The sequence below is a fragment of the Ruegeria sp. C11 genome (assembly GCF_056537725.1).
Genome location: NZ_JBQFSB010000001.1, coordinates 357,672 through 369,980 on the forward strand (window position 1 = coordinate 357,672; position 12,309 = coordinate 369,980).

General features: G+C 55.8%; 11 protein-coding genes. 7 read left to right on the plus strand and 4 right to left on the minus strand.

Going from position 1 to position 12,309, the window contains the following annotated elements; translation table 11 throughout:
* Positions 1-164: 164 nt before the first annotated feature.
* Positions 165-1,292, minus strand: coding sequence for a porin (locus ACR0NA_RS01820; protein WP_480725609.1), 1,128 nt, complete (start codon positions 1,290-1,292; stop codon positions 165-167).
* Positions 1,293-1,695: 403 nt separating this feature from the next.
* Complete coding sequence (locus ACR0NA_RS01825) at positions 1,696-3,333, minus strand: NAD(P)H-hydrate dehydratase (protein ID WP_480725613.1); 1,638 nt, start codon at positions 3,331-3,333, stop codon at positions 1,696-1,698.
* 168 nt (positions 3,334-3,501) lie between these two features.
* On the opposite strand from ACR0NA_RS01825, the gene ACR0NA_RS01830 reads away from it, so the two are divergent.
* The 6 genes from ACR0NA_RS01830 to ACR0NA_RS01855 all read left to right on the plus strand — a co-directional run bounded on the left by ACR0NA_RS01830 (position 3,502) and on the right by ACR0NA_RS01855 (position 8,980).
* Entirely contained in the window at positions 3,502-3,840 is a 339-nt protein-coding gene (locus tag ACR0NA_RS01830; protein WP_170472761.1) for a P-II family nitrogen regulator, read from the plus strand.
* A gap of 37 nt (positions 3,841-3,877) precedes the next feature.
* Entirely contained in the window at positions 3,878-5,284 is a 1,407-nt protein-coding gene (gene glnA / locus ACR0NA_RS01835; protein WP_170585206.1) for a type I glutamate--ammonia ligase, read from the plus strand.
* A 130-nt stretch (positions 5,285-5,414) separates the two neighbouring features.
* A complete protein-coding gene (locus ACR0NA_RS01840; RefSeq protein WP_480725616.1) occupies positions 5,415-6,062 on the plus strand; it encodes an MSMEG_1061 family FMN-dependent PPOX-type flavoprotein in 648 nt (215 codons plus the stop codon).
* Between the two features lie 128 nt (positions 6,063-6,190).
* Positions 6,191-7,027 (plus strand): amino acid ABC transporter substrate-binding protein, encoded by an 837-nt coding sequence (locus tag ACR0NA_RS01845; protein WP_480725618.1) that lies wholly within the window; start codon positions 6,191-6,193, stop codon positions 7,025-7,027.
* 61 nt (positions 7,028-7,088) lie between these two features.
* Positions 7,089-7,886 carry a lytic murein transglycosylase gene (locus ACR0NA_RS01850; protein WP_480725621.1) on the plus strand — a complete coding sequence of 266 codons (798 nt, stop codon included), beginning with the start codon at positions 7,089-7,091 and terminating at the stop codon, positions 7,884-7,886.
* 197 nt (positions 7,887-8,083) lie between these two features.
* Positions 8,084-8,980: a hypothetical protein gene (locus ACR0NA_RS01855; protein ID WP_480725623.1), complete on the plus strand. Its 897-nt coding sequence runs from the start codon at positions 8,084-8,086 to the stop codon at positions 8,978-8,980.
* Between the two features lie 34 nt (positions 8,981-9,014).
* On the opposite strand, the gene ACR0NA_RS01860 is transcribed toward ACR0NA_RS01855, so the two are convergent.
* Positions 9,015-9,758 carry a heme-dependent oxidative N-demethylase family protein gene (locus ACR0NA_RS01860; RefSeq protein ID WP_480725626.1) on the minus strand — a complete coding sequence of 248 codons (744 nt, stop codon included), beginning with the start codon at positions 9,756-9,758 and terminating at the stop codon, positions 9,015-9,017.
* Positions 9,759-9,881: 123 nt separating this feature from the next.
* On the opposite strand from ACR0NA_RS01860, the gene dddP reads away from it, so the two are divergent.
* On the plus strand, positions 9,882-11,222 hold the full coding sequence (gene dddP / locus ACR0NA_RS01865; protein ID WP_480725628.1) for a dimethylsulfonioproprionate lyase DddP: 1,341 nt from the start codon (positions 9,882-9,884) through the stop codon (positions 11,220-11,222).
* A 17-nt stretch (positions 11,223-11,239) separates the two neighbouring features.
* On the opposite strand, the gene ACR0NA_RS01870 is transcribed toward dddP, so the two are convergent.
* Positions 11,240-12,307, minus strand: a complete 1,068-nt coding sequence (locus tag ACR0NA_RS01870) for a FlgO family outer membrane protein (protein WP_480725631.1) — start codon at positions 12,305-12,307, stop codon at positions 11,240-11,242.
* Positions 12,308-12,309: the final 2 nt, after the last annotated feature.

Sequence of the window (12,309 nt, forward strand, 5' to 3'; positions counted from 1 at the left end):
ATTCGGGGCGCGCAAAAAGGCGCGCCGGGCAAATTTGACGCCTTCTATTTGCCCTACCGGCTGCGCGCAAGAGGCAAAGGCCGGATCAGCCTTGTTTTGCCGTCGATTTGAACAAAAAACGCCCCGGACAATGCCGGGGCGCTTCTAAGAATGTGATCTTTGGATCAGAACCTCCAGCGGGCACCAAGTACCCAGGCGTCGTTCTTGTCAAAGGTCGACGCGGTGTCGTCGAAATCGTGATTGCGGTATTTCAGATAGGCATCGGTGTTGATGCTGTCGATCCGCTGGACAACCGCAATACCCCACGCCTTGGTGCTGGAGCCATTCGTGTCGAAATCCGACCCGTCGTAGTAGTCGATACCAACGCCGGTTTTACCCCAGGATACCCAGTCGCCCTCATACGCGATCTTGCCGTACCAGTAGTTCGGGTCCGTCGCGCCAGCTTGGTCGTCGCTGCGGGTACCGCCAGCCAGCGTAAAGCTCAGGCCGCTTGGCAACAGCACCGAGGCCGAACCGATCGTGTCCTTGCGGTCGCCGGAATTGTCGTCACGCTCGCGCACGGCATAGGCCAGGCCAGCGGCGAATTCGACACCACCGGCGAAGGTGTTGTTGTAGAATACACCAACGTCGTAATAGTCATCGTCATCGCTGGAAGACAGGATGTTCTGACCATATGCGAAACCAGCCGAGAAACCGTTGAATTCCGGGGTGTCATACCGGATACGACCACGACGCGTACCGTCAAAGTTGCTGCTGGAATCGCCGACGGTGATGCCACTCAGCATTCCGGCAGTGTCACGGTAGAAGAAGCTGCCGTTTTCATCATTGGTGAACGAATAAAGCGCAGTTCCGACATAGGACAGGTCAACCTCGGCTGCACCATCTGAAACCATGCTTCCCTGACCGGCCGATGCTGTACCCCAGTCGCCTTTCAGGGCGAAATCAACGTGGCGGATATCCTCGCGTGTCCACCCGCTGAAGCTGGTGCCCAACTGGTTCCATTCGCTTGAGTTGGGAAGGCCCAGACCGGTTTCGAACCGGAAGGTGAATTCATTCGCCCCAAACGGTTGGAACACGCGCAGGCCAACGCGGCTGTTGGACAGATCGTTGTCCAGAACGCGGGTCTCGGTGTCCTGCCCGTCATCGACCGAGATCAGAGCCGGGTGCAATTGTCCATACAGCAGAACATAACCGCCGCTGTTGTTGTCGTATTTCATCTCCGCAGCAGCGGGAATAGCGGTGGTTGCAGCCAGAACGGCGGCCACCGATGTAATTTTAGTTTTCGAGGTCATTTCACTCACCATGAAAAGTTCCGGTTTCAGGTACTGCTCAAATGTGAACAGAGCGCATTGTTTCCCAGAGGATCGCTGCCAGACCAATGCAAGCATTGCAATAAAGCAACAGGGCACACCCCCTTCAGGAAATAATATTGTTTCCTTTCAGGGCGTTATTTGCACTCGCTCTATTCAAGAAAATCATTCCAAGTGAATTCTGCCCGCTGAGCCCTGCAATAAGCAAATACTCGCTATGCATTCCCGGTGCAGGTCTCAGCAATTTCTTGCCGAGTTACCGTCCGCTCGGCCATTACCCGCTCAAATCACTGGATCACAATTCTGATCATCGCCTTCAGAAGTATTGAAAACCCAATTCGCCAACCAGGGTGAGCAATTTTACCCCCATAGCGAAGCCAATGACCTAACGGATATCCATCCTCCGCATGATTGTGGGGAGTTGTTCGGGCAGATCTTCCGCAATCAATCCGGGTCCGAATTCTCGCGCGGCTTCTACGTGTAACCAGGCTGCGGTTTCAGCGGCGTCCATTGCAGTGAACCCGCGCGCCAAAAGCCCGGTTATGAAACCAGCCAGTACATCGCCCGACCCGGCGGTCGCCAACCACGGTGCGGCGCGCTCATAACATGCCGCATGGATTGAACACCGACCGTCAGGCGCGGCAATTACCGTATCCGGTCCCTTGAACAGAATCACGCAACCTGCCCGACGCGCCGCTTCCCGTGTGGCGTCCACTTTGGAATAAGCCGGGCCTTTCGTTGGGGCCTGCTTAAATTTTTCGGCCAGGTCAGGAAAGAGGCGCGAAAACTCGCCCGCATGAGGGGTCACAACGCAGTCTTCATGCAAGGACTCAAAAAGCGTTTCAGGGTTCTCTGCATATGCCGATAATGCATCTGCATCCAAAACGGTCGGGCGCGTCTCACCTGCCCTACTCAAAGCTACGGGAACCAACTCGCGCGCGCGCTCGGGTCCAAGCCCCGGACCGAGGCAAAACGCGTTCAACCGTCTGTCTTGCAGGATTCCAGATAAAGCGTCAGCATCTTCCACACGTTTCAACATGATCGCGGTGATCTGACTGGCCACTTCCATCTGGGCCGCAGGAGGCGCACCAAGCGTCACCAACCCGGCTCCGATCCGCAGCGCACCTCTGCCTGCCAAGCGCGCAGCACCCGTTTTGCCGGGGCCGCCCGAAAGTATCAGCGCGTGACCATGATCATATTTATGTTCGTCACTGGCCTTCGTTATTGCGAATGCAGAACCATCATCCACTAGCCTGACGGAATCCTCACATGCTCCGCCCAATCCAATGTCGACGACCCGCACTTCCCCGCAGTAACCGGGCCCATCGTCCAAAACATGCCCCAGCCTCATGCGATGGAATGTAACTGTAAGAAAACCGTACACGGCACCATACTCATCGCTTAGAGCCCGGCCACTATCCATGCACAGACCGGTCGGTGCATCCACGCAGACCATCCGCCCGAATGTTCTGCCCGAGACATAGATTTCAGTCAGTGGCCCCAATATCTCAGCCGAGGGCGCTCTGGTAAGGCCGGCCCCGAAAATTGCATCGACGTACAGCGATGCGGCAGGACCGTTCAGGATCGCCTCGGCAGACCATTCCGCAATATCCACGTGACCGGCCAACCGATCATAATTCACTCGCGCATCTGGCGGCAGTTTCTCTGGCGCGCCAAACAGATACACTTCGACATCCCACCCGCGCTCTTTCAGCAAGCGCGCTACAACAAACCCGTCGCCGCCGTTATTTCCCGGTCCACACAGGACAACGGCACGTAACGGACCCTCTTCATCTGACACCGAGCTTTCAGGGGAGCGACCGCCATCATTTCCGCCGTCGGTTCTTGCGACCATCGGCGATGGGTGATCCACGCGCCGGTCCAACTCCGGCCACTCCTCGAATACCACATCGACAACGCCCTGACCGGCCCGTTCCATCAACTCCAGACCGGACACTGTACCAGACTCAATCGCCGCTCTTTCGATCTCTCGCATCTGCGCAGCTGTCAGCAATTCTGCCATTTTCAATCCACCACGATTCAATTGTGATTATTTTTTGTGCAACTCGCCCAAAACTTAACCAACGACCCAAATTCAGTGCGACGCAATACTGTCAGAACCGCAAACGCATTGCCGCCTGATCTTAGACGTGATCATAGCCACTCTGACAACCATGCGAGGTGAGCCGGAATGAAAAAGATCGAAGCGATCATCAAGCCGTTCAAGCTGGACGAAGTAAAAGAGGCACTGCAGGACGTTGGCGTCCAGGGCCTCAGCGTGATCGAAGTCAAAGGCTTCGGTCGCCAGAAGGGACACACCGAACTGTATCGTGGTGCAGAATATGTCGTCGACTTCCTGCCCAAGGTGAAGGTCGAGGTCGTTCTGGACGACGATCAGGTCGATGCTGCCATCGACGCCATCGTTTCAGCGGCCAAGACCGACAAGATCGGCGACGGCAAGATTTTTGTCTCGCCCGTTGAGCAAGCCATCCGTATCCGTACCGGCGAAACCGGCTCGGACGCGCTGTAACCCAATTACCGAATTCTCAAACAGAGGAATCAAGAGAATGAGCAAGGACGCAGTTCTTCAGCTGATCAAGGACGAAGGCGCCGAATACGTCGACGTTCGTTTCACCGACCCGCGCGGCAAGCTGCAGCACGTGACCCTGATGGCCGATCAGGTCGATGAGGACTTTCTGGAAGAAGGCTTCATGTTCGACGGTTCATCCATCGCAGGCTGGAAGTCGATCGAAGCATCGGACATGAAGCTGATGGTCGACACCGAAAGCGCCTATGTCGATCCGTTCTACGCGGAAAAAACCATCTGCGTACACTGCTCGGTTGTCGAACCCGACACCGGCGAAGCCTACGAGCGTGACCCGCGCGGCACCGCCCAGAAAGCCGAAGCTTACCTGAAATCCTCGGGTATCGGCGACGTTGCCTACATGGGCCCCGAAGCCGAGTTTTTCCTGTTCGACGACGTTCGTTTCTCGAACTCGATCAACAAAGTTTCCTACGAAGTTGATGCGACCGATGCGTCGTGGAACACCGACACCGAATACGAGATGGGCAACATGGGCCATCGTCCGGGTGTCAAGGGCGGCTACTTCCCGGTCAACCCGATCGACGAAGCGCAGGACCTACGTTCGGAAATGCTGTCGACCATGAAGCGTCTGGGCATGAAGGTCGACAAGCACCACCACGAGGTTGCTTCGTGCCAGCACGAGCTGGGTCTGATCTTCGACAGCCTGACCAAGCAGGCGGACGAACTGCAGAAGTACAAGTACGTCATCCACAACGTTGCACACGCCTACGGCAAATCGGCCACTTTCATGCCGAAGCCGATCGCAGGTGACAACGGCACCGGCATGCACGTGAACATGTCGATCTGGAAAGACGGCAAGCCGCTGTTCGCAGGCGACAAATATGCCGACCTGTCGGACGAGGCGCTGTACTTCATTGGCGGTGTTCTGAAGCACGCCAAGACGCTGAACGCCTTCACCAACCCGGCGACCAACAGCTACAAGCGTCTGATCCCGGGCTTTGAAGCCCCCGTTCTGCGCGCCTATTCGGCCCGTAACCGTTCGGGTTGTGTCCGTATTCCGTGGACCGAAAGCCCGAAAGCCAAGCGCGTCGAGGCCCGCTTCCCCGATCCGGCAGCAAACCCCTATCTGTGCTTTGCCGCTCTGTTGATGGCCGGTCTGGACGGCATCAAGAACAAGATCGATCCGGGCGAAGCCATGGACAAGAACCTGTACGATCTGCCCGCCGAGGAACTGGCCGACATCCCAACCGTCTGCGGCTCGCTGCGCGAGGCGCTGGAGGCACTGGCTTCGGATCACGACTTCCTGCTGCAGGGCGACGTGTTCACCAAAGACCAGATCGACGGCTACATCGCGCTGAAGATGGAAGAGGTCGAGACCTACGAACACACGCCGCACCCGGTTGAGTACGGCATGTACTACAGCTGCTGACGGACAGTAGCTCTCATTCTGAAAGGGCGCCGAAACCGGCGCCCTTTTTTTATGCGGGTCCACCTCGGATTTGACATAACTTTCCCGCCCGCACAGACTTTCCCACGGGAAACAATTGCGGGGCGGAACCATGGCGTCAGATGAAAATCCCTATGCTGGCTTCACGGATTTTGTAACGTCCAGAAAAGAACTCGAGGCCCTCTCAGGCCCGCCACTTCCACAGATCATTGCCAAGGAACTTACCGCGCTCGACGGGATTTGCCGTGAATTCATATCGCAGTCCCCGTTCTGTGCCATCGCGACCGCCAACACAGACGGACATATTGACGTTTCGCCACGAGGCGATCCGCCGGGGTTTGTTCAGGTCCTGTCAGACACCCTTCTCGCCATTCCGGACCGGCCGGGAAACAAGCGTATGGACTCGTTTCATAACTTGTTGAGTGATCCCCGTGTTGGGATCCTGTTTCTTATTCCCGGTAAGCGCGAAACCCTGAGAATCCGGGGCAAGGCACGCTTGTGCAAAGATCCCAAGCTGCTTGAAACGATGGCCGTGAACAAGCGCAGCCCGAAACTGGCTTTGCTAATCCACGTGGAAACTGTCTTTGCCCATTGTCCGAAATGCATCATGCGCTCCAACCTCTGGCAGCCTGACAACTGGCCGGATGCATCTAATCTGGCCGACATGAACGAAACGATGATTAAACACGCGAAGATACCTTTGACTGCGGAGGAGTGGTTTGAGGAACTCAAGCAAAAAGGTGAGCTTGATTTGTACTAGACCGCACTCTTCTTTGGCCGCGTAGCCTATTACGCAACGGCGCCGTTTAAGGAATTGGGAAATTATCTTTATCCCTCGCCTTTGTGCGAGTACGCTTCGATTTGATTTCAACCTGATGGATAAGTTTCATGCGCCTTGTTTCCCTTGCCGCTTCGGCCCTTTTGTTTGCGTCGGCGGCGTCTGCCCAGACACTCGACAGGATCAAATCCAGCGGAGAGCTTAAGATCGGATTCCGCAGCGATGCGGCTCCAATGTCGTTCGTCGATGATACAGGGCGCCCGTCGGGTTATACCCCTTTGGTTTGTGACCGGCTTGCACAGGCAATTGCGGACAAACTGCAAATGGACGATCTCAAGGCCACGTTCTTGGTGGTTGAACCGACCGACCGTTTCGACAAAGTGGCATCGGGTGACATCGACTTGTTGTGCGGGGCTGCGACGATAACCCTGTCCCGACGCGAAAAAGTGGACTTTTCAATCCCTATATACGTTGACGGAACCGCGGTCCTTCTCCCCAAGGATGCCAGTTCGGATTTCAACAAGTTGGCCGGAAAAAAGATCGGTGTACGCAGTGGTACGACAACGGAAGAAGCCGTTGTAAACTCGTTCGGCGCAGCCGGGGTCGAGACTGAGTTGCTTCGCTTTGCGTCTCATCCGGACGGCATCAACGCACTGGCGTCAGGTGAGATCGCGGCCTATTTCGGCGATCAATCCATTTTGATGTTCAACTATGCCGCCGCAGGCCTGACGCAGGATTTCAAGATCTCGCCCGAGATCATGACCATCGAGAAACACGGGATTGCATTGGCAAAGAACGACGCGGACTTCAGGCTGCTAATCGACACCGTTTTGTCTGAAATGTACGCCAATGGAACCATGGAAGAGATTTTTCGTACAATCCTACCGGGGGCCGAACCCGGGGCCGCGCTCAAGGCGCTTTACATAATCGCGCCCACCCTGCCCTGACGTCCGGCACCAACCCGCAGCCCCGCCACCCCGGGGCTGCCAAAAATTGGAGGTCCACCTGATGCCGCGTCTGGCAATCCTGTTCACAAGTCTGGTCTTCGCTTCGACAACGGCATTATCGGCGGCCACGTGCGGAAACACCAGTGCCGGGTTCGAAGCCTGGAAAAAGGATTTTGCGAAACAGGCAAAAAAGTCAGGTGTCCGAAAAAAAGGGCTGCAGGCACTGGCACAGACGCACTACGCGACCGGCACGATCGCGGCGGATCGCAATCAGAAAAGCTTCAAGTATTCACTGGACAAGTTCATGAAGGTGCGGGGCGCGGATGTGATCGTTGCTCAAGGTCGCAAACGCAAAGCCCGAAACCCGCAATTCTATACAGCGCTAGAGCAGCAGTACGGTGTGCCGGCGGGCGTTCTGATCGCCATTCACGGCATGGAGACCGGGTTTGGAAACTTTATGGGCGACAGTCAGGTCGTTTCCGCAATCACAACACTGGCCTATGATTGTCGCCGTTCCGATTTCTTTGTTCCGCATGCCATAGGTGCCCTGAAACTTGTCGATCAGGGTAGCATTTCAATGGCGACAAAGGGGGCAAAGCATGGCGAACTGGGGCACACCCAGTTCCTACCGGGAAACGCAATAACGTATGGAGTAGACGCAACTGGGGATGGTCGGGTCGATTTCTACAACATGACCGACGCCCTGGCTTCGACCGCAAATTTCCTGCGCAAAAAGGGTTGGAAGCCCGGTCGCGGCTATCAGCCGGGGCAACCGAACTTCGCCGTTATACAGCAATGGAACGCCGCGTCTGTCTATCAGAAATCAATTGCCATAATGGCGAGTCGGATTGATGGATAGAGCGCCGCAGTTCGTCCAACGCCAGCCCAATTTCCGCCACAAACTCGCCACAGAAACCCATTTGAGCCAATTGTTTCTTAGTTTCCAATACGTAATCAATAGGCGAAATTTCTAAGAATATTTCATTTTCGTCAAATTTTCTCCCTTTTCGTGGCTTAGCGTATTAGCTCAGAATTCATGCATCAGAGGTATGCGCTGTGACTCCTAAGAACAGATACCACGGTGGTCTTCAATTCAGCGGCGAGGATGAAGGCGCGTTGACACGCCTGTCGGAAATTGTTGCCGCAACTCTGGAAGACTATGGCCACCTGGTTGAGCGCAAAAACATTCTGAGCAAAACCGAGGCAAGTATCGTATCAAGTCAGTATCTGGTGCGCCTGTGTCTGGACACCAACATGTTCGAACCCAAGGATCGGCATGAATGCCTGGACCGGGCGGCGGGCCTGAAAACCGAAACTCACGCACCGCAGGGACGGAACAGGAATCGGCTGGTCATTTCCATGGCCCCCGTTTCGAAATTGCTGGATGACACCGAAGTCTCCGAACTGATGCTCGTCGTCATGTTGTACCGGATGGTCGACATTTGTTCGTCGCAGCGTGTGGAATGGCTGTCCCCCAACACTGTTCTGACTATCGAACAATTCATGAGCGCGTTCGACTCGCTCACCCCAAGTCGCCAACGGAACCGCAAACAGATTTTTGAAACTGTGAACGGCCCTTTTGCCGGAGCGGAAGTTCCAAGCCAACCAGAGCCGGAAACCGATACCCCGGCCGTAATCAGGGACACCGTCCGCCCGATCAAGCTGACAGACGAGCAGTTGCTGAGCATCGCATTCAGAAAAGATGCCGAAGAACATCAGGAAGAACCTGATGACGGCAAGTTGCAGCGCGATATTCAACGTTTGACCAGTTGGGGAATGACTGGTGTGGTCGCCTCTCTCTCGGCGCCCGTGGCCCTATCGATGGCAGCGGTGAATCTGATCCGTGGTGAGGATTTCCGACTCAATACTCAGGTGCTGGCCTACACCGCGGCAATCGTGATGCTGCAAACAAGCGGCGCATTGGCCGATGTCAGTGCAGCTTTAGGCATGTAAGAATTTAGACGACCCCTCCTTGGAGGCCCCGCCATCAGGCGGGGTTTTCCATTTTAGGCAAGGCGTCTTCGGTTAAGACGTAGGTATGGATCGAAAAAACCACGGCCTGGGTTTGAGGTAGCCTCAGCAGACATTGGCGCTCACTGCGCAGATAACCTGCCCTTTCGCGGTCGCGGACAAGGCGTGGATCGGCAAAGCTGCGGGGCTGATGCAGTTCCGCATCCTCGTACCAAAGGGCATTGAACCGCCAAAGCGGCTGACCGACCCGAATGCCATCGAACAGCCGTTGAACGCGTCTTGCGATGTTTTCGTCATAGTCATTCACCGTGTCGTGAATGCCGATCAGCGGGCGCATGAACTTTTCCGACAGTCGCCAACTGGCGGGAAAACACAGAATAGCGCCGGTAAGAACATGCTCGTCACCCTGCTTTTGCAAGATGCAAAAATCTTCCTGCACCAGCCTGCACAGGGTATCCAGCGGCTTTGCATGATCAACCTCGACGACAACGCCGTCAGGGCGCAACGCCTGATCGTGTGCCTGTGGGTAGTTCAGGCCCAGAACCAGATCCAGCAATTCCCGGGCAGCTGGTACAGCGCCATCATCTAATGCCAGTACGTCGGCGCGCCTTTGCGCCAACAGAGATTCTCGTTTTTGCATTTGCTGGGCAAAAGCATCGTCCTGATGCAGCCACGTTTCCATCGAGGCGGGCTGAATTCCCGGCAATGGGCGTGAAACCAACGGGTTATAGGGAATCGAATTCTGCAAAATGGCCGTCATGAATCCCGATTATCATCATCGCACGTCCGTGTCGGTCAAAAAGCGACCTCGCCGGGGTCGCAAACCTCAGAGACGTGACGCCTTGCTGCAAGCACCCTTGCCGTGCAAGCAGGGAGGCAAGCCGTGAACCATCATTATCGTGACAGCCGAAAGATTGATCCAACCCGCGGCCAGACACTTGGCGACGGGACACCGAACGAAAATGACCGTATCGAGATCGGCCCGACTCAGCTTGCCTTTTCAGAATGGGCGGAGGCTGGGCTGGAACTGCCCAACCTGGAGCGGATGCGCGAACATCGCTGGAAACGACTGACAAAAGCCATCGTCGACCGTGGATATGGCGGCTTGCTGATGTTTGATCCGCTAAACATCCGCTATGCCACTGACAGCACCAATATGCAGCTTTGGAACACTCACAACCCATTCCGGGCTGTATTGCTGTGTGCCGATGGATACATGGTGATCTGGGACTACAAGAACTCACCCTTCCTGTCCAAGTTCAACCCGCTTGTACGCGAGCAGCGATCCGGCGCGGACCTGTTCTATTTTGATCGGGGCGACAAGGTTGATGTTCAGGCAGACGTCTTTTCGAACGAAGTGCGTGTGCTGATGCAGGAACATGCACCGGGCAACATGCGTCTGGCGGTCGACAAGGTCATGCTGCACGGTCTGCGCGCGCTTGAAGCGCAGGGCTTCGAGATCATGGAGGGCGAAGAGGTCACGGAAAAGACCCGTGCGATAAAGGGGGCGGATGAGATTCTGGCAATGCGCTGCGCCCACCACGCCTGTGAAACTGCCGTGGCCGAGATGGAGAAATTTGCCCGCGCCAATGTGGGTGATGGCAAGACGTCAGAAGATGACATCTGGGCCGTTCTGCATGCCGAGAATATCAGGCGCGGTGGTGAATGGATTGAAACCCGCCTACTGGCGTCAGGCCAGCGCACAAACCCGTGGTTTCAGGAATGCGGCCCCCGGATCACCCGGAAGAACGAGATCATCGCATTTGACACCGATCTGATCGGCTCTTACGGCATCTGCATCGACATTTCGCGAACCTGGTGGATCGGTGACGAAAAACCGCGCGCGGACATGATCTATGCCATGCGCCATGCGCATGAACATGTCATGACCAACATGGAAATGCTCAAACCTGGCGTGACGATCCCTGAGTTGACTGCCAACACCCACAAACTGGACGACAAATTTCAGGACCAGAAATACGGCTGCCTGATGCACGGTGTTGGCCTGTGTGATGAATGGCCGCTGGTTGCCTATCCGGATAACGCCGTGGCCGGGGCCTACGATTACGCGCTGGAACCGGGAATGGTTCTGTGTGTCGAGGCTTGCGTCGGCGAAGTGGGCGGCGATTTCTCGATCAAGCTGGAAGATCAGGTTCTGATAACCGAAGACGGGTATGAAAACTTGACAACCTACCCGTTCGACAAAGCACTAATGGGTGAGTGAGGCCGCATGGCCTCAATTCACTTCGCGTCCGGCTCCATGTCGTAGAACCCGACGGACTGCACCGCATAGGTTTCCTTGTCGTCAATATTTGGCGTCACAACAAATTCTAGAGCAAGTGAGACTTTGGGCTCTTTGATATCCTTGCCTGCCAACATCCGAAAGTTCAGCTGGGCGACTTTGCCCGGCGGAACATTGGTCGCGTATCGCGGGTCGCTGGAGTTGCAATATTGCAGGCTTCCGGCATTAGGACAGGACCGAATTCCGGCCCAATTATCCTTGTAACTCATGAAGCCGCCGCTTCCGTCTGAAACAGACAGCGACTTTGGAACATAGGACAGCGCAATGGTATTGTCGGATGTATTCCTGAAACGAACGGCAAAACTGGTGTCTCCGCTGCCTTTGGAGTAGATCAGGCCGCTGACCTCGGCATCAAAGACGTCGGATGCAAACCGTCGCGAAGGTTGTGCCAGCGGCTGCTGCTGTGCCGCCCCGCCAGCCACGACCGTCACGGTTGTCGCGCCTCCTGCCGCACTGGCACCTTCATCAGCGGCAAACCCGCACTGCGCGCGGCTGCGGGTCGTCATCATCTGGGCCACGCTGCCCACGCTGGGAAAATCTGAACGCGCAGTCGCAAACAAACGTCCATTTTCGGTGCTGATGAGGCGCGCCTGAATTTTCACCTGCTCACCGAACTGGATCAACGAGCCTGTCACCACCGCATCGACGCCCTCAATCTCACCCAAACGTTTGGCGGCGTCCGGCGCGATCGTGCCATCAAAAACCAATTCCATTTCCCGGAAAATCGCACTCAGCTGAGACCGCTCAATAATGTCGATCTTTCCATTTCCAGCATTGAAAAGGCTGTCAACGATGAACTCGGACACATAGTTTGACAGATCCGAACAGGTGCCGTCGCTGTGGGTGAAGGTCGAGATGCCAATAGTCGGAGCGCCATCCGTTTGCGTTCGTTCCACGATCTGCGCTGCAATATCTTCCAAGCTGCCGTCCACCGATGATGCCGCCCCACCAACAGTGCCCCAAATCATGGCAGCGGTTGCGGCCAAGGTAAATGTTCTGATCCTCATGA